Origin of the sequence: Pseudomonas sp. TYF_14 (genome assembly GCF_043105275.1) — a bacterium.
In the GTDB taxonomy this organism is placed as follows: Bacteria; Pseudomonadota; Gammaproteobacteria; order Pseudomonadales; family Pseudomonadaceae; genus Aquipseudomonas; species Aquipseudomonas alloputida.
Window position 1 is genome coordinate 40,859 of sequence record NZ_JBICLK010000046.1, and the last position, 23,272, is coordinate 64,130.

Here is a 23,272-nt window from a genome sequence, read left to right on the forward strand (position 1 = left end):
ATGACCCAATCCCTGGCCGATATGCGCCGCGACTACACCCGTGATGGCCTGGCCGAAGACCAGGCACCAGGGGAGCCGTTCGCCCTGTTCCACCAGTGGTTCGCCGATGCGGTGAAAACCGAGCAGGTGCCGGTAGAAGCCAACGCCATGACCTTGGCCACCGTGGACGGCGAAGGTCGCCCGCATTGCCGTGTATTGCTGTTGAAGGGGCTCGACGAGCAGGGTTTCACCTTCTTCACTAACTATGACAGCGCCAAGGGCCAGCAACTGCAAGCCAACCCCTTTGCGGCAATGACCTTCTTCTGGCCGGCGCTGGAGCGTCAGGTGCGCATCGAGGGCCGGGTGCAGAAGGTCACGGCGCAGGAGTCGGATGCCTACTACCAGGTACGCCCGTTGGGCAGTCGCCTGGGGGCCTGGGCTTCGCCACAGAGCCGCGTGATTGCCGGGCGTGAAGAGCTGGAGGGCCTGGTAAAGGCCACCGAAGCGCGTTTCTCCGACACCCAGCCGCACTGCCCTGAGCATTGGGGGGGATACCGTTTGTTGCCCGAGCGCATCGAGTTCTGGCAGGGGCGGGCAAGTCGTCTGCATGATCGTTTGAACTATCGGCTGGTGGACGGGCAGTGGCTGCGAGAGCGGCTGGCGCCCTGAGCAACTGGGGCCGCCAAGCGGCCCCAGCCATTGATCAAGCTACCCCGGATAACCTGCCGCCTCGCGCTCCAACCACCCCGCCAGTTGCTTACGCCCCACCTTCTCCTGCCGCGCCTGCGCCAACCTTTCCAGCATGAACGCGCGTTTTTCAGGATCGGCCCCTGCCAGCGACAACGCCAGGTCGCGGTCCATCCAGCGGCGCATGCGCACATACAACCACCAGTGGAAATACAGTCCCGCAACGGTGGTGACCACGACGATGAAGTAATCCATGGCTATTCTTGGTCTCACTTGAAAGGCCTTCGACACAGCCCGGCAGGCTGTACCCCGGCTGAATGAAAACAATTTTATTACGTTTGTACCGTGACAGCCGTCAATGTGCAGCGTCTAATGAGCACCTGACTTATGGAGACTTTACCCATGCGTAAATCCGCTTTGCTGGTGGCGACCTTTACCACCATGTCGCTGCTGCTGGGGGGCTGTGCCTCGAGCCTGACCGGTGACAGCTACTCCCGTGACGAAGCCCGCCGCGTGCAAACCGTGCGTATGGGCACCATCGAATCCCTGCGTCCGGTCAAGATCGAGGGCACCAAGACCCCGATTGGCGGCGGTGCTGGTGCCATCGTGGGCGGTGTAGCCGGCAGCGCCGTGGGCGGTGGCCGTGGCAGCATCGTGGCTGCCGTGATCGGTGCCGTGGCCGGTGGCTTGGCGGGTTCCGCAGCAGAAGAAGGCTTGACCCGTACCCAAGGTGTCGAAATTACCGTTCGTGAAGATGATGGCAGCATGCGCGCCTATGTACAGGCCGTGCAGGAGAACGAAGTCTTCCGCGTTGGCGAGCGCGTGCGCATCATGACAGTTGACGGTACCAGCCGCGTTTCGCACTGACCGTAACGCAGTAAAACAAAACCCCGACATGGCTGCTGCCAGTCGGGGTTTTTTCATGCTTCAGCCAAGTCAGGCAACGCTGGTTTTGCGGCTGGCCATTGCGGTGACGGCGTAGCCGATCACCGCAGCAAAGAACGAACCAGTAAGAATGCCCATGCGGTCCATGCCGGCGTACTCACTGCTACCCGGGGCGAAGGCGAGCGAGCCTACGAACAGGCTCATGGTAAAGCCAATGCCGCAGAGTATCGCCACCCCCAGAATTTGCCCCCAACCAGCGCCCGCAGGCAGCGCGGCCAGGCGCAGCTTGACCGCCACCCAGGTCAGGCCGAAAACCCCCACGGTCTTGCCCAGCAACAGGCCGATCGTGATGCCCATCGGCACGGGGTGGGTGAAGCTGTCTACGGTCATGCCTGCCAGCGAAACGCCGGCATTGGCAAAGGCGAAAATTGGCAGGATGGCATAGGCCACCCAGGGGTGCAGGGCATGTTCCAGCGCCAGCAGCGGCGACGATTCAGCATTGCGTGTACGCAGCGGGATGCAAAAGGCCAGCGCGACACCGGCCAAGGTGGCATGCACGCCACTCTTGAGCACACAAACCCACAGGATCAGGCCAACGATCATGTAGGGGCCAAGCTTGATCACGCCAAGCCGGTTCATCGCCACCAGCACCAGCAGACAGGCCGCAGCCAGCAGCAGCGACACACTCGACAGGGTGCCGGAGTAGAACAGGGCGATGACAATGATCGCACCCAGGTCGTCGATGATCGCCAGGGTCATCAGGAACAACTTCAGTGACACTGGTACGCGCTTGCCGAGCAGGGCCAGGACGCCGAGGGCGAAGGCGATGTCGGTGGCGGTAGGGATCGCCCAGCCTGCCACGGCTGCAGGGTTGTCACGGTTGATGAACCAGTAGATCAGCGCTGGCACCACCATGCCGCCCACGGCTGCGGTGGCAGGCAGAATCACTTGTGAGGGCTTGGACAGGTGACCGTCGACCACCTCGCGTTTGACCTCCAGGCCGATGAGCAGGAAGAACAGGGCCATCAGGCCGTCGTTGATCCACAGTAGCAATGGCTTGGCGATGTTCAGCGCGCCGACCTGGACGGCGACGGGTACCTCGAGCAAGCCGCCGTACAGGTAGGACAGTGGCGAGTTGTTGATGATCAGGGCCAGAACGGCGGCGGCGATCAACAGCAGGCCACTGGCGGCTTCGAGCTGGAAGAAACGGGTAAACAGGCTACGCACGGGCTGTAGGCCCTCCATGAGCAGTTTACGCAGGGTACGGGCGTACACCCTAGCCTGTAGAGATATGCTTTCAAACAAAAGACATATTCGTTTTTGTTATATGTTGTTGCTGACAGGCCTGGGGCAAGCCTAGATGGATTTGGGGAAGGATGGGGGAGGGGAAGTCTGGAGTAGGTGCTGGAATAGTCTGATGCCGGACCGGGCCCTTTCGCGGGTAAACCCGCTCCTACAGGGGACCATTGTTCCGTGTAGGAGCGGGTTTACCCGCGAAGAGGCCCTGTCAGTCGCTAAAGAGTCAGAGGCCGAGCATATCCCGCGCCACTGCCTCGGCGATGCGAATGCCATCCACACCGGCTGACAGGATCCCGCCCGCGTACCCGGCCCCTTCACCCGCCGGGAACAGCCCTTTGATGTTCAGGCTCTGGTAGTCCTCACCCCGGGTAATCCGCAGTGGCGACGAGGTACGCGTCTCGATCCCGGTCAACACCGCATCATGCAGGTTATAGCCCTTGATCTGCCGGTCGAACGCCGGCAGTGCCTCACGGATCGCCTCGATGGCGAAGTCCGGCAGGCTCGGCGCCAGGTCACCCAAGGTCACGCCCGGCTTGTAGGACGGCTCGACACTGCCCAGTGCGGTCGAGGGCCGGCCGGCGACAAAATCACCCACCAGCTGTGCCGGGGCCTGGTAGTTGCTGCCGCCCATTACATAGGCGTGCGCCTCCAGGCGCTCCTGCAGTTCGATACCGGCCAACGGGCCACCCGGGTAGTCGCGCTCGGGGTCGATGCCGACGACGATGCCGGAGTTGGCGTTGCGCTCGTTACGCGAATACTGGCTCATGCCGTTGGTGACGACTCGCCCTGGCTCGCTGGTGGCCGCGACCACGGTGCCACCCGGACACATGCAGAAGCTGTATACCGAGCGGCCATTCTTGGCGTGGTAAACCAGCTTGTAGTCGGCGGCACCCAGTTTTGGGTGGCCGGCATACTTGCCCAGGCGTGCCTTGTCGATCAGCGTTTGCGGGTGCTCGATACGGAAGCCCACCGAGAACGGTTTGGCTTCCATGTAGACACCTTTGGCGTGCAGCATGCGGAAGGTGTCGCGGGCGCTGTGGCCCAGGGCCAATACCACATGGCGCGAGTGCAACTGCTCGCCGCTTTCAAGCACTACACCGGTCAGTTGGCCATCTTCGATCAACAGGTCGGTGACCTTCTCCTGGAAGCGCACTTCGGCCCCCAGGGCGATCATGTCCTGGCGCATCTGTTCGACCATGCCGGTGAGGCGGAAGGTGCCGATGTGCGGCTTGTTGATGTACAGGATTTCGTCTGGCGCACCGGCCTTGACGAATTCTTCCAGCACTTTGCGGCCGTGGTGTTGCGGGTCCTTGATCTGGCTGTACAGCTTGCCGTCCGAGAAGGTACCGGCGCCGCCTTCACCGAACTGCACGTTGGACTCGGGGTTGAGCACGCTCTTGCGCCACAGGCCCCAGGTGTCCTTGGTGCGCTGGCGCACTTCCTTGCCACGTTCGAGGATGATCGGCTTGAAGCCCATTTGTGCCAGCAACAGGCCGGCAAAGATGCCGCACGGGCCGAAACCGACCACGATCGGGCGCTCCTGCAGGCCTGCCGGGGCCTGGCCGACGAACTTGTAGGTGACGTCTGGGGCCGGGCCGATGTTGCGATCATCGGCGAACTTGCTGAGCAGCTCGGCCTCGTTGCTGGCTTCCAGATCGATGGTGTAGATGAACAGCAGCTCGCTGTTCTTCTTGCGCGCATCGTAGCTGCGCTTGAACAGGTTGAAGCTGAGCAGTTGCTCGTCGCGGATGCCCAGGCGCTGGACGATGGCTTCGCGCAGCGCTTCGTCGGGATGGTCCAGGGGCAGCTTCAGTTCGGTGATTCGTAGCATGGCAGGGTCCAGTATCCCGGCCATGGGCGGCCGGCGGCTTTACACAAACCGCCAAGTATAAGCTGTTAGACGCCCCGACTGGCAGGATAAAAGCGCCCGGTGATCAGTTGTCGCGCGCCCCACCGTAGTAACCGCAGCCTTGCAGGGTCTTGCCGTCGATGCGCAATTCGGCGCGCAGATGGTAGATGGCGCCGGTGGCGCTGTCTACACAGCGTTGCGGCGCGGCCCATAGCTCCACGTGCTGGCCGTTGGCTTCGCTGGTCAGGGTCAGGCCACCGCCGGGCACTTCTTCTTCCAGGAATGGCAGGGGCAGGGGGGGCTGGTCGATGCGGTTGAGCACCATGCCTTTGCCGCTGGCCTTGATGTCCCAACCCGGTTCGTGGCCGTTGGCGCGCAGGGTCAGCTGTTTGAAGTTGGGGTCCTCGCAGGCGCGGGTGGAAGGTTCCAGGCGGTACAGATGGCGTACTTCCAGTTGGCCGTCGTTGGTGGCCTGCTTGCTGCCGGTAAGGCGCCCTCGGACATCGGCAAACAGCTTGTCGTTGGCATCCTTGGCCAGGTTGGCGGCCTCTTGCAGGATGCCGGTGGCGGCGACGTCGTTGATCACGAAGGTGCGGTTTTCGCTGCACGGCTTGAACAGCAACTGGCCACCGGCGGCACGCAGTTCGCCCTGCATGCGCGTGGTGCCGATGTTCGGGTCGTTGGGGGCGTCAGCCATGAGCTGGCAACCGCCGAACAGGGGTAGCAGGGTGGTCAGCAGCAGGGTAGGGGTTAGGCGCATGGGCGAACTCCGGGGAATCTTTGCCAAAGAGCTGGCCACGTTACTGAGACCGGACGAACTCCACAAGTGACATTATCTCCATTGAGGCCTATGAAAACGACGCGCGAGTCGGGCCAGGAATGCCCGGATACTTGATGAAGTGATAGCCCTGGGCCATTAGTTATATTTGTCAGTAGTCAAGCTGTTTTTAATTGGCAAGAATTTTATACCCGCTGCTTTCTGCTTCAGGGATGATCATTTGCCTCTGCATATGAATGGTTGCGGACTTTATTAATTATTTTAGAGGATATAAAACATGAGTCAGAATAAGCAGGTAGCGGGATTTGATATTGAATATCGAGTACCTTTTCCGATTCCCGAGGCCACCAATAAAAGTACGCTGGTTCTCCCCGTTGGAGGTAAGCGATATTTGCTGGATGGCCTTGGTAAAACGATTATGGTAGGGCGTGTAAAGCATGATGGTACAGCAGATTTGACGTTTGGTTTGCGAGGTTTCAGCTCCCATAATATTTCTGATTTTACGGATGATTTTCCGCGCGCTGCAGGGTTGATTCCTCAACCTGACGGAGGCGTAATCGCTGGTTTGTATAATGCATCGGAGCTGGGCTTGGTTCGCTTCAAGCTCAATGGTGAGGTCGATATGTCGTTTGGGCAGGCCGGCACGGTCTTCCACAAAGTTGAAAAGATGAGTGCAAGTTCAGCGGGGCGTGGAAGAAACAATGACGGTCGTCAGGATTCTGTTTTTTCGTCGGCAGTGCTGGGCGCATTGACACCCGCCAAGGACGGCAAATTTTACGGGGTTCTGGGTAACCGCTTTGCAGGTGATTTCTCGTTGCTGCGCTGTTTAGCAAACGGAGCGCTGGATGCTGAGTTCAATGGCACTGGCATTGTTAGCGTTAAGCATCCGACTTTGGACACAGATGCCCCCGCCGTTATCGCTTCTGCAGACGGGGGCGCTGTGGTAGTTGGCACACTGGGCGACCTGTCGGTTGGGATGCGCGGATTTTTCTGTCGGTACAAGGCCGATGGCTCGCTGGACAAGACGTTCGGTGAGGAAGGTTATTCGATTTTCGATTCTGTATCCGCAGGTATCCCTCATCCAGAGCTGAGTCAAATGGAGCTTGCTCACGTGGCGATCATGGCGGACGGCGGATACGTCGCATGTGGTTACCTTGCAGCACGTGATCCCTGGCGCTTCTATGGGATGGTGGTACGCATAGATCCAACCGGCCTGCCGGAGCCGTCTTTCAACGGCGGTAAACCGTTGCTCTTTGAGCTGCCTGATGGCGTTGAGGTTGACTTCCTTTGGGGCGGGATTGCTGAAATGGCCGATGGCAAGGTGGCCGTGGCGGGAGGTGCAGTGACGCGCAATGCAGGTTATCAGCGGCAGGTGCTGCTGGTTCGATATGATTCCAAAGGGGTACTTGATCCTACATTTGGCGAGCAGGGCTGGAGGATACTCGCACCTTTTGGAGATGCGGTCACATATCTACAGGGCCTGCAGGTCGATTTAGAGCAAAAAATCTTGGTTTCTGGCGATAGTGGTCCCAATAACAATTTAAGTTCTATGAAGGGGTTTGCGGCGCAGCTTGACTAGCGTGGTACCGAGACCGACGACCTCAATGCTTGGTAGCATCGGCTACAGAACATTGAGGTGTCGGGCAACGTGACAGGCGCAATGGAGAGCCTGTTGGTTGTCTCCTTTCTACGTTAAATACCTATCCCCCCAGATACGCGTCGCGTACCTTCGGGTCCGTCAGCAGTGCTTCACCGGTACCCTGCATCACCACCCGGCCGTTTTCCAGCACGTACGCCCGGTCAGCGATCTTCAGCGCCTGGTTGGCGTTCTGCTCCACCAGGAACACCGTCACGCCATCGCGGCGCAGCTGTTCGATGATGTCGAAGATCTGCTGGATGATGATCGGCGCCAGGCCCAGCGAAGGCTCGTCGAGCAGCAGCAGCTTGGGCTTGCTCATCAGCGCCCGGCCGATGGCCAGCATCTGCTGCTCGCCACCGGACATGGTGCCGCCGCGCTGGATGTAACGCTCTTTCAGGCGCGGGAACAGTTGCAGGACCTTGTCCAGTTGCTCCTGATAGTCGCCCTTGTCGGTGAAGAAACCGCCCATGGCCAGGTTTTCCTCGACCGTCAGACGAGCGAACACGCGGCGGCCTTCCGGCACCACCGCGATGCTCTTGCGCATGATGTGCGAGGACGGCTGGCCGACCAGTTCTTCCCCCAGATACTTGATGCTGCCGCTGTGCGCCTGCGGCGAACCGCACAGGGTCATCAGCAAGGTCGACTTGCCGGCACCGTTGGCGCCGATCAGGGTGACGATCTCGCCCTGGTTGATCTCCACGTTGACGCTGTGCAACGCCTGGATCTTGCCGTAGAAAGTGGAAACGTTTTCGAACTTCAGCATTTACGCTTCCCCCAGGTAGGCTTTGATCACGTCAGGGTTGTCGCGGATCTCTTCCGGCGTGCCGTCGGCCAGGGGGGTACCCTGGTTGATCACCACGATATGGTCGGAAATGCTCATCACCAGCTTCATGTCGTGCTCGATCAGCAGCACGGTGACGTTGTGCGACTCACGCAGGTAGGCGATCAGAGCCTTGAGGTCTTCGGTTTCCTTCGGGTTCAGGCCGGCTGCCGGTTCATCGAGCATGATGATGCGTGGCTGGGTCATCATGCAGCGGGCAATTTCGAGGCGGCGTTGCTGCCCGTAGGCGAGGGTGCCGGCCGTACGGTTGGCGAACTCGGTCAGGTTGACCTTCTCCAGCCAGTACTGCGCGCGTTCCATGGCCTCCTTCTCGCTGCGGCGGAAGCTCGGGGTCTTGAACAGGCCGGCGAAGAAGTTGGTGTTGAGGTGGCGGTGCTGGGCGATCAGCAGGTTTTCCAGTGCGGTCATTTCCTTGAACAGCCGCACGTTCTGGAAGGTCCGCACCACGCCCTTGCGGGCGATCTGGTGGCCGGCCAGGCCCTGAATCGGCTGGCCATCGAGCAGGATGGTGCCGCCGCTGGGCTTGTAGAAGCCGGTCAGGCAGTTGAACACGGTGGTCTTGCCGGCGCCGTTCGGGCCGATCAATGCCACCACCTGTTTTTCTTTGACGGTCAGGGCCACGCCGTTGACCGCCAACAAGCCGCCGAAGCGCATGCTCAGGCCGCTGACTTGCAGAATTTCGCGGCTCATCGACGCAGCTCCATGTGTGGACGTTGCATAGGCAGCAGGCCTTGCGGACGCCAGATCATCATCAACACCATCAGCGCACCGAACATCAGCATGCGGTATTCGCTGAACTCACGCATCAGCTCAGGCAGCAGGATCATCACGATGGCCGCGAGAATCACGCCCAGTTGTGAACCCATGCCACCCAGCACGACGATGGCGAGGATGATCGCCGACTCGATGAAGGTGAACGACTCCGGCGTCACCAGGCCTTGGCGCGCGGCGAAGAAGCTGCCGGCGAAGCCGGCGAAGCAGGCACCCAGGGTGAATGCCGAGAGCTTGATCACGGTCGGGTTCAGGCCCAGAGCACGGCAGGCGATCTCGTCTTCACGCAGGGCTTCCCAGGCACGGCCGATCGGCATGCGCAGCAGGCGGTTGATCACGAACAACGCCAGCAGGGCCAGCAGCAGGGCCACCAGGTACAGGAAGATGACCTTGTTGATCGAGTTGTATTGCAGCCCGAAGAACTCGTGGAAGGTCTGCATGCCCTCGGCCGCACGGCGTTCGAAGGTCAGGCCGAAGAACTCCGGCTTGGGGATGTTGCTGATGCCGTTGGGGCCGCCGGTCCAGTCGGTGAGGTTACGCAGGAACAGGCGGATGATCTCACCGAAACCGAGGGTCACGATCGCCAGGTAGTCACCACGCAGGCGCAGCACCGGGAAGCCGAGCAGGAAGCCGAACGTGGCAGCCATCAGGCCGGCAATCGGCAGGCACACCCAGAAGCTCCAGCCCAGGTAATGCGAGAGCATGGCGTAGCTGTAGGCACCGACGGCATAGAAGCCCACGTAGCCGAGGTCGAGCAGGCCCGCCAGACCGACCACGATATTCAGGCCCAGGCCCAGCAACACGTAGATCAGGATCAGCGTGGCAATGTCGACCGCACCACGAGAGCCGAAGAACGGCCATACCAGTGCCACCACGATCAACCCGATGATGACATAGCGCTGGGTCTTGGGCAGGGTGAGGTAGTTGCTGACTGCCGGGGGGATCAGCTTGCGATCCGATCGGCGGCCCATCACCGAACTCCACTGCTTGTCGAACAGCACGCGCAGGAACATCAGCACGGAACACACGGCGATGATGCTGATGGTGAACGAGCCCTGACTGTGCACGACCAGGCTGATGCCGTCGATGCTCAGTTTCAGGCCCAGTACCGGGAAGGCCACGGCCCAGACCAGCAAGGCGCTGAAGAACGCCTGTTTGAGATTTCTGTTCATACTTTTTCAACCTCCGGGCGGCCCAGAATGCCGGTCGGCCGGAATAGCAGGACAAGAACCAACAAGCCGAATGCCACCACGTCCTTGTACTGGTCGCCGAAGATATCGGCACCGAACGCTTCGGCCACGCCCAGCACCAGCCCGCCGAGCATGGCGCCCGGGATGCTGCCGATGCCACCCAGTACCGCCGCGGTGAAAGCCTTCAGGCCCACCAGGAAACCGGCGTTGGGGTTGATCACCCCGTACTGCATGCTCAGCAGCACGGCCGCCACGGCAGCCAGGGCGGCACCGATGACGAAGGTGAGGGCGATGATGTTGTTGGTGTTGATGCCCAGCAGGTTGGCCATCTTGATGTCCTCGGCGCAGGCGCGGCAGGCGCGGCCCAGGCGGGAACGAGAGATGAACAGGGTGAGCAGGGTCATGGCCACCAGGGTGACGACGAACACCAGGATTTGCATGTAGCTGATCAGTACTTCTTCAGCACCGCCTGGCCCGAAGGAGAAACTCCCGGGGATCAGGTTGGGGATGGACTTGTCCTTGGAGTCCTGCGAAAGCAAGACCGTGTTCTGCAGGAAGATCGACATGCCGATGGCAGAAATCAGCGGGATCAGACGGTTGCTGTTGCGCAGGGGGCGGTAGGCAACCCGTTCGATACTGTAGCCATAGGCACTGGTGACGAAGATCGTCGCGACGAAGGCGACGGTCATCAGGATCGGCAGCGAATGGATACCCATCATGGCCAGGCCCGCCAGGGCGATGAAGGCCACGTAGGAACCGATCATGTACACCTCGCCGTGGGCGAAGTTGATCATGCCAATGATGCCGTACACCATCGTGTAGCCGATGGCGATCAAGGCATAGGTGCTGCCGATGGTCAATCCATTAACCAGTTGTTGGAAGAAATGGTAGATCTCAGGCATTACAGCGCTCCTAAAAACCTGATTTGCATTTCACTGGCAGGGGTACGGCCAGGAAACCGCGGGTGACGGTTTTAAGATTTTCAGGTGAGCCGGCCCCCGGATCGCGGGGATCGGGCCCATGAACCTCATAAAACGAAGCCCACTGCTCGCACAGTGGGCTCGTAGGTCAGCTATTAGTCACGCAGTTACTGAGGGGAGACTTCGGTCTTCGGCTTGCCGAAGTGCCATTCGTAGACCACGAACTTGAAGTCTTTCAGGTCGCCTTTGTCGTCGAACGACAGGTCGCCGGTCGGGGTCTTGAAGGTGCCTTTGTGGATGGCCTCGGCCACCTTGTCGGTATCATCAGAACCGGCTTTCTTGATGCCTTGAGCGATCAGCTCGACAGCCGAGTAGGCAGGGAATACGAACGGGCCGCTTGGGTCCTTGCCGTCAGCCTTGATGGCGTCGACGATCTTCTTGTTCGCCGGGTCCGCGTCGAACGACTTCGGCAGGGTGACCAGCAGGCCTTCGGAGGCGTTCTGGGCGATCTGCGAAATGGAGTCGTTACCCACGCCTTCCGGACCCATGAACTTGGCTTTCAGGCCTTTTTCCTGAGCCTGGCGCAGGATCAGGCCCAGCTCTGGGTGGTAGCCGCCGTAGTAGACGAAGTCGACGTTGTTCTGCTTGAGCTTCTGGATGATCGAGGAGAAGTCCTTGTCACCCGCGTTCAGGCCTTCGAACACGGCAACCTTGGTGCCTTTGCTTTCCAGGGTCTGCTTGACGGCGGTGGCGATGCCTTCACCGTACTGCTGCTTGTCGTGCAGGACGGCAACGACCTTCGGCTTGACGTGGTCGGCGATGTAGTTGCCGGCAGCCGGGCCCTGGGCGCTGTCCAGGCCGATGGTGCGGAAAATCAGCTTGTAGCCACGGGCGGTGATTTCCGGTGAGGTGGCGGCCGGGGTGATCATGATCACGCCTTCGTCCTCGTAGATGTCGGACGCTGGCTGGGTGGAGCTGGAGCACAGGTGGCCGACCACGAACTTGACGCCGTCGTTGACCACTTTGTTGGCGACTGCCACGGCCTGTTTAGGGTCGCAGGCGTCGTCGTATTCCTTGGCTTCGAGCATCTTGCCATCCACGCCGCCCGCGGCGTTGATATCCTTGATGGCTTGCTTGGCGCCGATGAACTGCATGTCGCCGTACTGGGTCACGGGACCCGTCTTGGGACCGGCGATGCCGATCTTGATGGTATCGGCGGCAAACGAATGGCTGGCTACCCCGGCCAGTACCATTGCGGCGAACAGCTTGGAAATCTTGATCATAGTGCTCCACTCATTCTGTTGTAATTCTTATAGTCCTGGCGGCCAGGGCTACAGACCGGGCGGGATTTGCGGCGTGGCCATGCCAACGCGCTAGCCCACCTTCCCCCGGAACATGTCCCGGAACTGTACCGGTACAGTGTAGAGCGCTGTTCGAGCGCTTGAAAAGCGGTCGAAAAGTGCGTCTTTCCTGCGTTGTCGCTTGATCGACAGAAAGATACAGAAAGGCGCCATCAAACTGCCTGCATCTGCGACCCCGTCCCACAACTTCGGGGCCAATCGACCAAATTACATATTTGAAACCGGGTTTTTCTGCAAAAATGCCGACCTTTTTATTGACCGATTTTTTGCGGATACCACCCATGACTGATCAAACAAGCACCCTCTATGCCAAATTGCTTGGCGAGACGGCAATCATCGAGTGGAAAGCGTTGGAGCGTTTTTGGGCCAAGGGTGACCTGATTTGGGTCGACCCCAGCCTTGACCTGATCGCCGTTGCCGAGGCGATGGCCGAGAATCGCAGCGAGATCTTCGCCAAGTGGCGTAGTGATGGCACTGTTGGGCCGGTGTCTGCCGAGCAGGCATTGGACCTGCAAAGCCGCGACCCAGAGATCTGGGCGGTGGTGGTTTCACCGTTCATCGTGATTCAGGTGAAGGGCCAGGATGAGGCGTGATCTTTTTTAGTGCGCAAAATTACGCATCAGCGCCGTTTTGGTGCTTGAAAGCAATCAAGACGGGTAGAGGGAAGTAACAATTCGGCGTGGCGGTAACAGTTTACGGGATGCGTAATGTGGCCACCGTTCTGCCAGTCGCCACCGGGACCGTCGCCAGCCTGGGAAATGTTCGAATCAGTCAGGAGTTTATCGATGAGCACTGCACTACCTTCGCTTGGATTCGCCGGCATTGGCCTGATGGGCCTGCCCATGTGCCGCCGCCTGCTGGCAGCGGGTTATCCGCTGACGGTATGGAACCGCAGCCCGGACAAGTGCGCCGCACTGGTCGCTGCTGGCGCGCGCCTGGCCAGCAGCCCGGCCGAATTGTGCCGTGACAGCGACATGGTGCTACTGTGCCTGGCAGACACGGCGGTGGTGCGTGAAGTGGTGTTCGGCGAGCAGGGCGTTGCCCTGGGCGGGCGCAGCGGCCAGTTGCTGATCGATTTCTCCAGCCTGGAACCCACCGCCACCCGTGAAATGGCTGCCGAACTGGCAGCACTGTGTGGCATGGCCTGGCTGGATGCACCTGTCTCTGGCGGTACGCCCGGTGCCGAAGCGGGCACGCTGGCGATCATGGTGGGCGGTGAAGAGGCCGATCTGCAGCGTGCACGCCCGGTGCTGCAGGTGCTTGGTCAGCGCGTGACGCATATGGGCGCGGTAGGCGCGGGCCAGGTGACCAAGGCTTGCAACCAGATGATCGTAGCCTGCAATGCCCTGGTAATTGCAGAAGTGGTGGCACTGGCCGAACAGTCGGGCGTGGACGCGACGCTGATCGCTGAAGCGCTGGCGGGTGGCTTTGCCGACTCCAAGCCATTGCAGATTCTTGCACCGCAAATGGCCGAGAGCCGCTTCGAGCCAATCAAGTGGCACGTACGCACGCTGCTCAAGGACCTCGATGGCGCGGTCAAGTTTTCCCGCGAGCAAGGCTCGGCGACGCCGCTCAGTGGCCTTGCCGCGCAACTGATGCGCTTGCACGGTAGCCAGGGTTACCTGCAAAAAGATCCGGCGACCCTGGTAGAGCTGTACCGCAACAAGGTGTGATCCGGCCATTCTGGCGCTGCAACCGCTCCAGCAGTGGGCGCAACTCGGCCAGCGGTACGGGGCGCCCCAACAGGTAGCCCTGCAGGTAGTCGCAACCATGGCTTTCGAGGAACGCCTGCTGTTCGGCGGTTTCCACGCCCTCGCTGACTACCCGCAGGTGCAGGGTATGCGCCATGGCGATGATCGCCTGGACAATTTCCCGGTCTTTCTGGCTGCCCGGTACATCCTGCAGGAAGGTGCGGTCGATCTTCAGCACATCCAGCGGCAGGCGCTTGAGGTAAGCCAGTGACGAGTAGCCGGTACCAAAATCATCGATCGAAAGTGCCACCCCCAGAGCCCTGACGCGTTTGAGCAGGCTGACCGTGCGCTGGATATCCCCTACCAGGGCGTTCTCGGTCACCTCCAGCTCCAGGTGGCGCGGCGCAAGGCCGGCGTGGAACAGCGCCTTTTCTACTTCGTTAGGCAGTTCGTCGTGGCTGAGGGTGACTGCCGAGCAATTGACCGTGACCTGGACCTCGCCGTAGCCGTGGCGCTGCAAGTGGGCCAGGTCGGCACAGGCATGGCGCAGCACCCACAGGTCAAGGTCGATGATCAGGCCGTTGGCTTCGGCAATGCCGACAAAACGGTCGGGCCCGAGCAGGCCGTGTTGAGGATGCTGCCAGCGTACCAGCGCTTCCAGTTTGGCCACTTGCCCGCTGCGCAGGTCGAAGATCGGCTGGTAGTGCACACACAGCCCGCGCTCTTCGAGCAGCGCCAGGCGCAGCTCTTCTTCCAGTTGCAAGGCGATCGACGCGCGAGCCTTCAGGCTGTCATTGAAGAAATTCAGGCTGTTGCGCCCGTTGTCCTTGGATTGGTAGAGGGCCAGGTCGGCATGCTTGAGCAGCTCTTCGGCTGTGCTGCCATCGTCCGGGAAGATACTTATACCGATGCTGGTGGTCATGACCATGCGCCGCCCGCCCAGGTCGATGGGGTCTTTCATCCGTTGCATGATGCGCTGGGCCAGGTGGCGGGCTTCGTCGCGGCTGTTCAGGCTGGTGACCACACAGAACTCGTCGCCACCAAAGCGCGCAACCAGGTCGTGGTTGCGGGTAGCGGCCTTGATGTGGTTGGCGATCACCTTGAGCAGCTCGTCACCGGCGTCGTGGCCAAGGCTGTCGTTGATACGCTTGAAATGGTCGATGTCGAGGAACATGACAGCCAGGCGGTTTTCGCTGGCCTGATGTTCGACCAGGCGCTCGGCGAATACCTGGTTGAATCCACGGCGGTTGAGCAGGTTGGTCAGGGCATCATAGTGCGCCGCCTGCTGCAGCGAAGCGCGGGCCTGGTCCAGTTGGCTGAGCAGTACGCTGACCCGGCGCAGGTCGTGCTCCTTGCTTTGCAGCTTCTTGTCGGCCAGTGCGGCGCTGATGCTGGCGCCACTGATCAGCAGGGTGATGAAGCCGATGCCCAGTCCCAGTTGCAGGCTGTTGTCGCCCGACGGCAGGCGCAGTGCGGTATCGGCAGGGATGACCAAGGTCATGGCCGACATCGCGGTGAAATGAGTGGCGACGATGCCGCCGGCCATCAGCAGGCTGGCGCCGTACTTCATGGCCTGGTACAGGGTACCGCTGCCATTGCGCAAGTAGCGGGCCAGGTACAGCGCGGTCAGGGCGGTGAGCAGGGCAATGGCGGCAGAGGCAAGTAGCAAGCCGGTTTGGTAGTACTGGCGGGCACCCGTTTCCATCGCGGCCATGCCGACAAAATGCATGAGGATGATGCCCAGGCCGATCAGCCCTGCGCTCGGCACGAAATAGTGCGCGCGCATGTTGCTGCGTTCGAGGCTGTGCATGGCCAACCAGGCCACGCCCAGTGCGATGAGCAGTGAAAGAATGGTCAGGGATACGTCGTAGTGCACGTCCACCGGGGCCCGAAAGGCCAGCATGCTGATGAAATGCATGGCCCATATGCCGCCTGCCAGGCAGCAGGCTCCAAGCATGTTCCATTGTCGGTGGGCGGTGGGGTCGTCGCTGTGGGACTGACGCTCGGCCATGTCGAGCGTGGCGAAACAGGCCGCGCAAGCAACGAAATAGGCGAGCAGAACCAAGAGCGGTTCATGACGGCAGTCGATGACGATGCGCCCGGTTGCGGGAAGATCGGTGAACAGTTGCAGCCCCAGCCATTCCATGGAATGCCTCTTGATCGAGTCTTCACTCGTCTGCGCTACAACCCTGTGCAGACTGTCCAGAGGCAGTATAGGAAGGAGTACTTAAGCCTTCCTGACTAATGGCACAATGATTTCTACGATTTGGTTATAACTCCAATCGCAGTGAGGAATAAATTTGGGGCCCTAATGCCTTCCTGTGGGAGCGGGCGAGCCCGCGAAGCATCCACTGCGGTGGATGCCACCGGCTTTGCCGGTGTTCGCGGGCGTGCCCGCTCCCACAAGGGGCGCGGGGCCTGCGCTAGCCAGCCACCAGCACGCGAATGGCTTCCAGGCGCAGGGCGGCCTTCTCCAGCATTGCCAGGCCATCTTCGCGCCGCTTGCGCAGGGCGTCGATTTCGCTGTCACGCACACTTGGGTTGACCGCTTGCAATGCCACCAGGCGCGCCAGCTCTTCGTCGGCCTCGGCTGCCAGGCGGCGCTGGGCTTCGGCCACGCGCTCGTTGTGGGCCGGCAGGATCTTCTCCTCGCCGCCACTGATACGCTTGGCCAGCACATCGCGCTGGGCCTGGACGAACTTGTTGGCGCTGGCGCGCGGTACACTCTCGAGCTGGTCGTTGAGGGTTTCGAAAGCAACGCGTGACGCCAGGTCGTTGCCATTGGCGTCGAGCAGGCAGCGCAGTGCCGCTGGCGGCAGGTAGCGGCCCAGTTGCAGGCTACGGGGTGCCACCACCTCGCTGACGAACAGCAGTTCAAGCAGGACAGTGCCTGGTTTGAGCGCTTTGTTCTTGATCAACGCCACGGCGGTGTTGCCCATCGAGCCTGACAGCACCAGATCCATGCCGCCCTGTACCATCGGGTGCTCCCAGGTGAGGAATTGCATGTCCTCGCGTGACAGCGCCTGGCCACGGTCGTAGGTGATGGTCACGCCTTCATCGTCGCCCAGCGGGAAGCTGGCATCGAGCATCTTCTCGCTCGGCTTGAGGATCAGTGCATTCTCGGAATGGTCTTCGCTGTCGATGCCGAAGGCGTCGAACAGGGTTTCCATGTAGATCGGCAGGGCGAACTGGTCGTCCTGTTCGAGAATGGCCTCGACCAGCGCCTGACCTTCGCCGGCGCCGCCGGAATTGAGTTCCAGCAGGCGGTCACGGCCAGTGTGCAGTTCGGCTTCCAGGCGTTCGCGTTCGCTGCGGGCGTCGGCCACCAGGGTATCCCAGGCCTTGTTTTCGCCGCCTTCGAGCAGAGGCAGCAGGCGTGGGCCGAACTGGTGCTGCAGGGCATTGCCGGTGGGGCAGGTGTTGAGGAAGGCGTTGAGGCCTTCGTGGTACCACTGGAACAGGCGCTCTTGCGGGCTGTCCTGCAGGTACGGGATGTGCAGCTGGATAGTGTGCTTCTGGCCGATCCGGTCAAGGCGGCCGATGCGCTGTTCGAGCAGGTCGGGGTGCGCTGGCAGGTCGAACATCACCAGGTGATGAGCGAACTGGAAGTTGCGGCCTTCGCTGCCGATTTCCGAGCAGATCAGCACCTGGGCGCCAAACTCTTCATCGGCAAAGTAGGCAGCGGCACGGTCGCGCTCGAGGATGCTCATGCCTTCATGGAACACCGAGGCCGGGATGCCGGAGCGCACGCGCAGGGCGTCTTCCAGGTCCATGGCGGTTTCGGCGTGGGCGCAGATCACCAGCACTTTGGTGCGCTTGAGCATCTTCAGGGTGTCGATCAGCCAGTCGACGCGTGGGTCGAAACGCCACCAGCGCTCGTCATCGGCCACTTCACCCTGGGCCTGGAAGGCAACTTCCGGGTACAGCTCGGCGTGCTCGCCGGCTGGCAGGTCGCGGTATTGCTCGGGCGTGGGCAGCGGGTAGGGGTGCAACTGGCGCTCGGGGAAGCCCTGGATCGCCGCACGGGTGTTACGGAACAGCACGCGGCCGGTGCCGTGGCGATCCAGCAGCTCGCGAATCAGCCGCGCGCTGGCCTGGGTATCGCCGTCGCTGACTGCCGCCAGCAGGGCTTCGCCTTCGGCACCCAGGAAGCCCAGGATGGTGGCGTGGGCCTTGGGCGACAGGCGGCCTTCGTCGAGCAGTTCCTGCACCGCCTCGGCTACCGGGCGGTAGTGCTCGCTCTCGGCGCGGAAAGCGGCCAGGTCATGAAAACGGTTGGGGTCGAGCAGGCGCAGGCGGGCGAAGTGGCTGTCCTGGCCAAGCTGCTCGGGGGTGGCGGTCAGCAACAGTACGCCCGGAATCACTTGGGCCAGTTGCTCGACCAGGCCGTATTCGGCGCTGACCTGGTCTTCGTGCCAGACCAGGTGGTGGGCTTCGTCGACGACCATCAGGTCCCAGCCAGCGGCAAACAGCGCGTCCTGGGCCTTTTCGTCATCGACCAGCCACTCCAGGGCAACCAACGCCAGCTGGGCATCCTCGAATGGGTTGCTGGCGTCGCTTTCGATGAAGCGCTCGGCGTCGAACAGCGCCACTTGCAGATTGAAGCGCCGGCGCATTTCCACCAGCCACTGGTGCTGGAGGTTTTCCGGTACCAGGATCAGTACGCGGCTGGCGCGACCCGACAGCAGCTGGCGGTGAATGACCAGGCCGGCTTCGATGGTTTTGCCCAGGCCCACTTCGTCGGCCAGCAGAACGCGCGGGGCGCTGCGGTCGGCGACTTCGCGGGCAATGTGCAGTTGGTGGGCGATGGGCTGTGCGCGGCAGCCGCCCAACCCCCACAGTGCCGACTGCATCTGCTTGCTGGTGTGCTGCAGGGTGTTGTAGCGCAGGCTGAACCACGACAGTGGGTCTATCTGCCCGGCGAACAGGCGGTCGCTGGCCAGGCGGAACTGAATGAAGTTCGACAACTGGGTTTCAGGCAGGGTGCGAGGCTGGTTCTGCCCGTCCAGGCCGTGGTAGACCATCAGCCCGTCGATGTCCTCGACCTCGCGCACGGTCAGCTTCCAGCCCTCGAAGTGGGTGATCTGGTCACCTGGCGAGAAGCGCACGCGGGTCAGCGGCGCATTGCGCAGGGAATACTGGCGGGTGTCGCCAGTGGCCGGGTAGAGCACGGTCAACAGGCGGCCATCCTGCGCCAGGATGGTACCCAGGCCGAGCTCTGCTTCGCTGTCGCTGATCCAGCGTTGCCCCGGTTGATACTGCTGCGCCATACTGCCTGAACTCCCGCGATGAAAAAGCCGATTATGTTAACGGATCGGCCGGTCAGACCAAAGTGCCGATAGCACCGAATGGTATCGAAAGGCACAGTCTAGTCGTTTCATCGCCCTGCACAGCGCCGCCGATGAGGGCCCCGGATCAACATGTCTGCCAAGCACCGCTGGATCAGCGCTTCGATGGCCGTGGGCAGCCTGGTGCTGCTGAGCGCCTGCGAGCAGAAAAACTTTGAGACATTGCCCCCCATTCCGATGGAGCAGCTTGAGGTACTGGGCGTGCAGACTCCGATAAAGAGCGTGCACTTTCGTGACAGTGACGGCGAAGGGCTGCTGGTCCTGAGCCGCAGCGATGGCCAGGCCAGCGACCTGGAAAGCGAACAGGAAGTGGACAAGGTGGTGCTCAAGGCCACCTTGTACGGGCGCACGGCCGAGAGCGACGCCTTCAAGGCGCGTTGGCAGGTCGAGCAGGAAACGACCTGCCCGGGGCTGGACCTGGATGTGGACTTCTATAATGACGTCAGTGATGTCAGCGACCTGAACCAGAATGGAGTGGCCGAGATAACGGTGGCCAGCCATGCATTCTGCGGCGGCGGTATCGACCCGCATGACATCGCCATCGAGATGCGTGAAGGGCAGGCCAGTTACACCATTACCGGCCAGTCGCTGATCACCCCGGCGGGCGAGGAACCGATCGGTGGTGAGCGCGAGGACAGCGCTTCGCTGAAAGCCGCGCCGCAGGTATTGCGCGATCATATGGATGCGGTTTGGCAGCAGGTGTACAAGCGGCCCTGGAGCGAGGCCAGCCCGCCAGTCGACGATGAGCCGGGTGACGAAGCCGAGTAAATGTTGTCCATGACATCAAGGTAAAGCTGCGCCTGCCGATACAGGGGGCATAGGAGAACGTCCATGCTGCCGCCGATCATTCCGCTCAGTGCCGCCCCGGTAACCTCGCAACAGGACCCGGTCAAGCCAACCCCCGACGTCAAGCCGGTGGTGCCGACGCAGCCTGCGTCCGGCGAAAGTGCCATTGACCTCAAGCGCCAGCGCGACCCGCAGGAGCAGGTATTGTTGCTGCGCGATGAACAGCGCCGCCAGCAGCAACGCCGGAACAAGGGCGAGCAGGAACGCTACGAGGCCGTCCCGGGTGACGAGGTCAATGCCGACAACACCGTGCCGGTAGCGCCATTGATGGGCGAGCATGTACGCCAAGGACTGCTGGTGGACATCGAAGTCTGATACGGGGCTGGTCAGCGCCTGCGCCTGGCTTCATCATGCAATTCTCTGTTGATCGTCGAGCCCACCCCATGAGCCAAGACAACCTCATCGATTTCGATGCCGAACGTGCCAAGCGCGTCCACGACCTCAAGGAAAAGCGGCTGAACGAAATGCGCAATGCTTTCGAGCAGGCCCTGCCATTGAGTACCAGCAAGAAAAAGAAGCCCAAGGGCAAGCCTAAGAAGCGTTGAAACTTGACGCAGGTCAACCTGCGCCCCCCTCGCGTGCCCGGCCTCGGGCACCATTGACACTGATCAATTTTCCCCGCCGCCACATTGGTTAACGTGTACCCATCGGACAACGGCAAACGAATGGGGAGGCCAGCATGTTCTTCGACAACGTGGTTATCGCCGGTGTGGTAACGGTCGGGCTGATGGTCGCCTTCTTTGCCGGTCTGGGCATTTTCATCTGGAAGGACTCGAACAAGCGCAAGCCGCGCTGACCTTCCGGGTACACGAGCACGCAAGGCATTTAGGGCGACTTCGGTCGCCCATTTTTTTGCCTGCATTTTTTATTGTCTGAGCTGTCCCTTTCAGTGCAGGCCAATCGAATATACATGATTAGCTAGCTAATTAATCGTTTCCGCTTTATCCTGCTCATCATTGTCTATCTTTTCAGCAAGACTTTTCCCCGCAAGGTCCGCCTCGTGCCCATCACCTTTCAGGCCCTGTTCGCGCCCAGCAGCCTCGCCCTCAAGTTTGCCATCAAGACCCTGCTCGGGGGCGGCCTGGCGTTGTGGCTGGCGATGCGCTGGGGGCTGGAGCAACCCTCCTGGGCATTGATGACTGCTTTCATCGTCGCCCAGCCGCTATCGGGCATGGTGGTGCAGAAAGGCTTGGCGCGGTTGGCCGGCACGTTGGTCGGCACAGTCATGTCGGTGCTGTTCATCGGCCTGTTTGCCCAGACCCCCGGCCTGTTTCTGCTTACCTTGGCGCTTTGGCTGGCGCTGTGTACCGCAGCGTCCACTCAGTTGCGCAGCGCCTGGGCCTATGCCTTCGTGCTGGCCGGCTACACCGCAGCGATCATCGCCTTGCCGGCCATTGACCACCCCCTGCAAGTATTCGACCAGGCCGTGGCTCGCTGTACCGAGATCTGCCTGGGTATTTTCTGTGCAACAGCCAGCAGTGCCTTGCTCTGGCCCATGCGGGTCGAGCAGCAACTGGGCGGGCAGGCGCGGCAGGCCTGGCAGAACGGCCTGCAGGCCGCCAGCGCCATGCTGGGCGGAGAGGACGAGGCGCGCAAAGGCCTGCTGGAAAGCCTGGGGCGCATCGTTGCCATCGACAGCCAACGTGAACATGCCTGGTTCGAGGGCAATCGCGGGCGCCAACGTGCCCGTGCCATTCGTGGCCTTAGCCAGAAACTGATGGTGCTGTTGCGTATTTCCCGTTCGGTGCGCCGCCAGTGGCGGCAACTGGATGAGGGTGAGGTAGAGCATCTGACGCCCTGGTTGCAGGAAGTGCGCACGCTGCTGGCCCAACCCGATCAGCCCAACCTGCTGTTGTTGCGTCAGCGAATCTGGGATGCCGCCCACGATGAGCAAATCAGTTCAGCGGAGCACTTCTGCCTGGCGCGCATGGCCCTGCTATTGGACTATGCCATGGCCGCCAGCCAGGCACTTGAGGATGTGGAGGCGGGCAGGGCGCCCAAGGACGTGTCCCAGGGGCTGGCCGCGCACCGAGACTGGTCGCTGGCCTTGCTGTTTGGCTCGCGCAGTGCGCTGGCGTTCCTGGTAATGAGTGGTTTCTGGCTGGCCACGGCCTGGCCTTCGGCCCCGGGTGGCCTGGTGCTGACCTGCGTGGTCTGCAGCCTGTTCGCCAGTCGCGAGAACGGCGCACAGATCGGCCTGAGTTTCCTGCGCGGGATATTCCTGGCGATACCGGCGGCGTTTGTGGTCGGGCAGATCATGCTGCCGCAATGGAGCAGCTTCGCCATGCTCTGCCTGGGCATGGGCGTGCCACTGTTTCTTGGTGCACTGGGCATGGCCCATCCGCGTACCGGGGCTACGGCCACTTCCTATTGCCTGCACTTCATTGTGCTGGTGTCGCCGCTCAACGCCATGCAGTTCGGCGTGGCGACCATGCTGAACAGTGCCCTGGCCATGCTGGTGGGGGTGTCGGCAGCGGTCATGGCCTTTCGCTTGCTGGTGTTCCGCCATCCGGCCTGGCTGGGCCGGCGCTTGCGTGCTGCAACGCAGAACGACCTGGTGCGCCTGACTCGGCGCGACCTGCGCGGGGCTGACAGCTGGTTTGGCGGGCGCATGGCCGACCGGCTGATGCAACTGGCGCGGCATGCCAGTGAATTACCGGAAGGCGAACGCAAACGCTGGGATGACGGCCTTCACGGGCTGGATATCGGCGACGAACTGGTGCACCTGCGCATGTGCCTGGCGGTCGCTCAGGCCCCTTTGGGGCGGGCCGAGCGCGAGTACCTGCAACACGTGGAGGCAGCGCTGGCCAAAGGGCCTGCTGCCGGGCGTGGGCAGCTGCTGGATGCTGCCAGTGAGCAGTTCATTGCGGCCTTGCGTCGGCTACCCGCCAGCGACCCGCTTCGCCTGGCCGAGGGGGCAGTACTGCAATTGCAGAAAAGCTGGGGCAAATGGTGCCGCTGGCAGGAGGACACCCATGGGTTTGCGTGAGTGGGAAGTGGGCGGTGTGCTGCTCAGCCCGTTTTTGCTTTATGTGTTGTTGGCGCTGCTGCTCACCGGCCTGCTGCGCCTGGTGGTGCATGCCACACCGTTGGGGCGCTGGATCTGGCATGAAGCGCTGTTCGACGCAGCGCTGTTCGTCTGTGTGTTGTTCCTGGTGGTACGCCTGTCTGGGACTTTATAAAGGAGT

Annotated in this window: 22 protein-coding genes; 11 read left to right on the forward strand and 11 right to left on the reverse strand. The window is 61.5% G+C overall.

Going from position 1 to position 23,272, the window contains the following annotated elements; translation table 11 throughout:
• Entirely contained in the window at positions 1-648 is a 648-nt protein-coding gene (gene pdxH / locus ACF8O8_RS13185) for a pyridoxamine 5'-phosphate oxidase (RefSeq protein ID WP_010952290.1), read from the forward strand.
• A 39-nt stretch (positions 649-687) separates the two neighbouring features.
• Here the strand turns inward: pdxH and ACF8O8_RS13190 are convergent, their stop codons facing one another.
• Complete coding sequence (locus tag ACF8O8_RS13190) at positions 688-921, reverse strand: hypothetical protein (protein ID WP_014860076.1); 234 nt, start codon at positions 919-921, stop codon at positions 688-690.
• 147 nt (positions 922-1,068) lie between these two features.
• On the opposite strand from ACF8O8_RS13190, the gene ACF8O8_RS13195 reads away from it, so the two are divergent.
• Positions 1,069-1,533, forward strand: coding sequence for a glycine zipper 2TM domain-containing protein (locus tag ACF8O8_RS13195; RefSeq protein ID WP_003254883.1), 465 nt, complete (start codon positions 1,069-1,071; stop codon positions 1,531-1,533).
• A 69-nt stretch (positions 1,534-1,602) separates the two neighbouring features.
• Here ACF8O8_RS13195 and nhaA read toward each other — a convergent pair whose 3' ends face one another.
• The 3 genes from nhaA to ACF8O8_RS13210 form a co-directional block, all read right to left on the reverse strand.
• Positions 1,603-2,796: a Na+/H+ antiporter NhaA gene (gene nhaA, locus ACF8O8_RS13200; protein WP_392509813.1), complete on the reverse strand. Its 1,194-nt coding sequence runs from the start codon at positions 2,794-2,796 to the stop codon at positions 1,603-1,605.
• A 277-nt stretch (positions 2,797-3,073) separates the two neighbouring features.
• Positions 3,074-4,681: an NAD(P)/FAD-dependent oxidoreductase gene (locus ACF8O8_RS13205; protein ID WP_010952294.1), complete on the reverse strand. Its 1,608-nt coding sequence runs from the start codon at positions 4,679-4,681 to the stop codon at positions 3,074-3,076.
• Between the two features lie 103 nt (positions 4,682-4,784).
• A complete protein-coding gene (locus ACF8O8_RS13210; protein WP_049588168.1) occupies positions 4,785-5,459 on the reverse strand; it encodes a COG3650 family protein in 675 nt (224 codons plus the stop codon).
• 295 nt (positions 5,460-5,754) lie between these two features.
• Between ACF8O8_RS13210 and ACF8O8_RS13215 the strand changes: the two genes are divergently transcribed.
• Positions 5,755-7,056, forward strand: a complete 1,302-nt coding sequence (locus ACF8O8_RS13215) for a hypothetical protein (protein ID WP_392509814.1) — start codon at positions 5,755-5,757, stop codon at positions 7,054-7,056.
• A gap of 121 nt (positions 7,057-7,177) precedes the next feature.
• On the opposite strand, the gene ACF8O8_RS13220 is transcribed toward ACF8O8_RS13215, so the two are convergent.
• From ACF8O8_RS13220 to ACF8O8_RS13240, 5 genes are all read right to left on the reverse strand, one after another.
• A complete protein-coding gene (locus tag ACF8O8_RS13220; protein WP_003254879.1) occupies positions 7,178-7,879 on the reverse strand; it encodes an ABC transporter ATP-binding protein in 702 nt (233 codons plus the stop codon).
• Entirely contained in the window at positions 7,880-8,647 is a 768-nt protein-coding gene (gene livG, locus ACF8O8_RS13225; RefSeq protein WP_350298217.1) for a high-affinity branched-chain amino acid ABC transporter ATP-binding protein LivG, read from the reverse strand. It lies immediately after the preceding gene.
• Entirely contained in the window at positions 8,644-9,900 is a 1,257-nt protein-coding gene (locus ACF8O8_RS13230) for a high-affinity branched-chain amino acid ABC transporter permease LivM (protein ID WP_010952298.1), read from the reverse strand. The genes livG and ACF8O8_RS13230 overlap by 4 nt, the downstream gene beginning before the upstream one ends.
• Entirely contained in the window at positions 9,897-10,820 is a 924-nt protein-coding gene (livH, locus tag ACF8O8_RS13235; RefSeq protein WP_008097482.1) for a high-affinity branched-chain amino acid ABC transporter permease LivH, read from the reverse strand. The genes ACF8O8_RS13230 and livH overlap by 4 nt, the downstream gene beginning before the upstream one ends.
• A gap of 185 nt (positions 10,821-11,005) precedes the next feature.
• Positions 11,006-12,121, reverse strand: a complete 1,116-nt coding sequence (locus ACF8O8_RS13240) for a branched-chain amino acid ABC transporter substrate-binding protein (RefSeq protein ID WP_010952299.1) — start codon at positions 12,119-12,121, stop codon at positions 11,006-11,008.
• Positions 12,122-12,480: 359 nt separating this feature from the next.
• Between ACF8O8_RS13240 and ACF8O8_RS13245 the strand changes: the two genes are divergently transcribed.
• Together ACF8O8_RS13245 and ACF8O8_RS13250 are read left to right on the forward strand one after the other, a co-directional pair.
• The gene (locus ACF8O8_RS13245; RefSeq protein ID WP_274146874.1) at positions 12,481-12,792 is read left to right on the forward strand and encodes a DUF2288 domain-containing protein; all 312 of its coding nucleotides are present in this window, start codon (positions 12,481-12,483) and stop codon (positions 12,790-12,792) included.
• A gap of 192 nt (positions 12,793-12,984) precedes the next feature.
• Positions 12,985-13,872, forward strand: a complete 888-nt coding sequence (locus ACF8O8_RS13250; RefSeq protein ID WP_392509815.1) for an NAD(P)-dependent oxidoreductase — start codon at positions 12,985-12,987, stop codon at positions 13,870-13,872.
• Here ACF8O8_RS13250 and ACF8O8_RS13255 read toward each other — a convergent pair.
• Positions 13,772-16,036, reverse strand: coding sequence for a bifunctional diguanylate cyclase/phosphodiesterase (locus tag ACF8O8_RS13255; protein ID WP_010952302.1), 2,265 nt, complete (start codon positions 16,034-16,036; stop codon positions 13,772-13,774). The two genes, ACF8O8_RS13250 and ACF8O8_RS13255, sit on opposite strands and share 101 nt — an antisense overlap.
• A 277-nt stretch (positions 16,037-16,313) precedes the next feature.
• On the reverse strand, positions 16,314-19,160 hold the full coding sequence (rapA, locus tag ACF8O8_RS13260; protein ID WP_350298215.1) for an RNA polymerase-associated protein RapA: 2,847 nt from the start codon (positions 19,158-19,160) through the stop codon (positions 16,314-16,316).
• Between the two features lie 150 nt (positions 19,161-19,310).
• Between rapA and ACF8O8_RS13265 the strand changes: the two genes are divergently transcribed.
• The 6 genes from ACF8O8_RS13265 to ACF8O8_RS13290 all read left to right on the forward strand — a co-directional run bounded on the left by ACF8O8_RS13265 (position 19,311) and on the right by ACF8O8_RS13290 (position 23,266).
• A complete protein-coding gene (locus ACF8O8_RS13265) occupies positions 19,311-20,006 on the forward strand; it encodes a M949_RS01915 family surface polysaccharide biosynthesis protein (protein ID WP_010952304.1) in 696 nt (231 codons plus the stop codon).
• A 63-nt stretch (positions 20,007-20,069) separates the two neighbouring features.
• On the forward strand, positions 20,070-20,399 hold the full coding sequence (locus ACF8O8_RS13270; RefSeq protein ID WP_010952305.1) for a hypothetical protein: 330 nt from the start codon (positions 20,070-20,072) through the stop codon (positions 20,397-20,399).
• A 68-nt stretch (positions 20,400-20,467) separates the two neighbouring features.
• Positions 20,468-20,629, forward strand: coding sequence for a hypothetical protein (locus tag ACF8O8_RS13275; RefSeq protein WP_003254864.1), 162 nt, complete (start codon positions 20,468-20,470; stop codon positions 20,627-20,629).
• 134 nt (positions 20,630-20,763) lie between these two features.
• Positions 20,764-20,880: a cytochrome c oxidase subunit CcoM gene (gene ccoM, locus ACF8O8_RS13280; protein ID WP_003254862.1), complete on the forward strand. Its 117-nt coding sequence runs from the start codon at positions 20,764-20,766 to the stop codon at positions 20,878-20,880.
• A gap of 204 nt (positions 20,881-21,084) precedes the next feature.
• Complete coding sequence (locus ACF8O8_RS13285; RefSeq protein ID WP_392509816.1) at positions 21,085-23,073, forward strand: FUSC family protein; 1,989 nt, start codon at positions 21,085-21,087, stop codon at positions 23,071-23,073.
• Complete coding sequence (locus ACF8O8_RS13290) at positions 23,060-23,266, forward strand: DUF1656 domain-containing protein (protein ID WP_010952308.1); 207 nt, start codon at positions 23,060-23,062, stop codon at positions 23,264-23,266. The genes ACF8O8_RS13285 and ACF8O8_RS13290 overlap by 14 nt, the downstream gene beginning before the upstream one ends.
• Positions 23,267-23,272: the final 6 nt, after the last annotated feature.

Bases quoted from the DNA above. Each gene is read 5' to 3' on its own strand.
- pdxH (WP_010952290.1), top strand. From the start codon at position 1: ATGACCCAATCCCTGGCCGATATGCGCCGCGACTACACCCGTGATGGC.
- ACF8O8_RS13190 (WP_014860076.1), bottom strand. From the start codon at position 921: ATGGATTACTTCATCGTCGTGGTCACCACCGTTGCGGGACTGTATTTC.
- ACF8O8_RS13195 (WP_003254883.1), top strand. From the start codon at position 1,069: ATGCGTAAATCCGCTTTGCTGGTGGCGACCTTTACCACCATGTCGCTG.
- nhaA (WP_392509813.1), bottom strand. From the start codon at position 2,796: ATGGAGGGCCTACAGCCCGTGCGTAGCCTGTTTACCCGTTTCTTCCAG.
- ACF8O8_RS13205 (WP_010952294.1), bottom strand. From the start codon at position 4,681: ATGCTACGAATCACCGAACTGAAGCTGCCCCTGGACCATCCCGACGAA.
- ACF8O8_RS13210 (WP_049588168.1), bottom strand. From the start codon at position 5,459: ATGCGCCTAACCCCTACCCTGCTGCTGACCACCCTGCTACCCCTGTTC.
- ACF8O8_RS13215 (WP_392509814.1), top strand. From the start codon at position 5,755: ATGAGTCAGAATAAGCAGGTAGCGGGATTTGATATTGAATATCGAGTA.
- ACF8O8_RS13220 (WP_003254879.1), bottom strand. From the start codon at position 7,879: ATGCTGAAGTTCGAAAACGTTTCCACTTTCTACGGCAAGATCCAGGCG.
- livG (WP_350298217.1), bottom strand. From the start codon at position 8,647: ATGAGCCGCGAAATTCTGCAAGTCAGCGGCCTGAGCATGCGCTTCGGC.
- ACF8O8_RS13230 (WP_010952298.1), bottom strand. From the start codon at position 9,900: ATGAACAGAAATCTCAAACAGGCGTTCTTCAGCGCCTTGCTGGTCTGG.
- livH (WP_008097482.1), bottom strand. From the start codon at position 10,820: ATGCCTGAGATCTACCATTTCTTCCAACAACTGGTTAATGGATTGACC.
- ACF8O8_RS13240 (WP_010952299.1), bottom strand. From the start codon at position 12,121: ATGATCAAGATTTCCAAGCTGTTCGCCGCAATGGTACTGGCCGGGGTA.
- ACF8O8_RS13245 (WP_274146874.1), top strand. From the start codon at position 12,481: ATGACTGATCAAACAAGCACCCTCTATGCCAAATTGCTTGGCGAGACG.
- ACF8O8_RS13250 (WP_392509815.1), top strand. From the start codon at position 12,985: ATGAGCACTGCACTACCTTCGCTTGGATTCGCCGGCATTGGCCTGATG.
- ACF8O8_RS13255 (WP_010952302.1), bottom strand. From the start codon at position 16,036: ATGGAATGGCTGGGGCTGCAACTGTTCACCGATCTTCCCGCAACCGGG.
- rapA (WP_350298215.1), bottom strand. From the start codon at position 19,160: ATGGCGCAGCAGTATCAACCGGGGCAACGCTGGATCAGCGACAGCGAA.
- ACF8O8_RS13265 (WP_010952304.1), top strand. From the start codon at position 19,311: ATGTCTGCCAAGCACCGCTGGATCAGCGCTTCGATGGCCGTGGGCAGC.
- ACF8O8_RS13270 (WP_010952305.1), top strand. From the start codon at position 20,070: ATGCTGCCGCCGATCATTCCGCTCAGTGCCGCCCCGGTAACCTCGCAA.
- ACF8O8_RS13275 (WP_003254864.1), top strand. From the start codon at position 20,468: ATGAGCCAAGACAACCTCATCGATTTCGATGCCGAACGTGCCAAGCGC.
- ccoM (WP_003254862.1), top strand. From the start codon at position 20,764: ATGTTCTTCGACAACGTGGTTATCGCCGGTGTGGTAACGGTCGGGCTG.
- ACF8O8_RS13290 (WP_010952308.1), top strand. From the start codon at position 23,060: ATGGGTTTGCGTGAGTGGGAAGTGGGCGGTGTGCTGCTCAGCCCGTTT.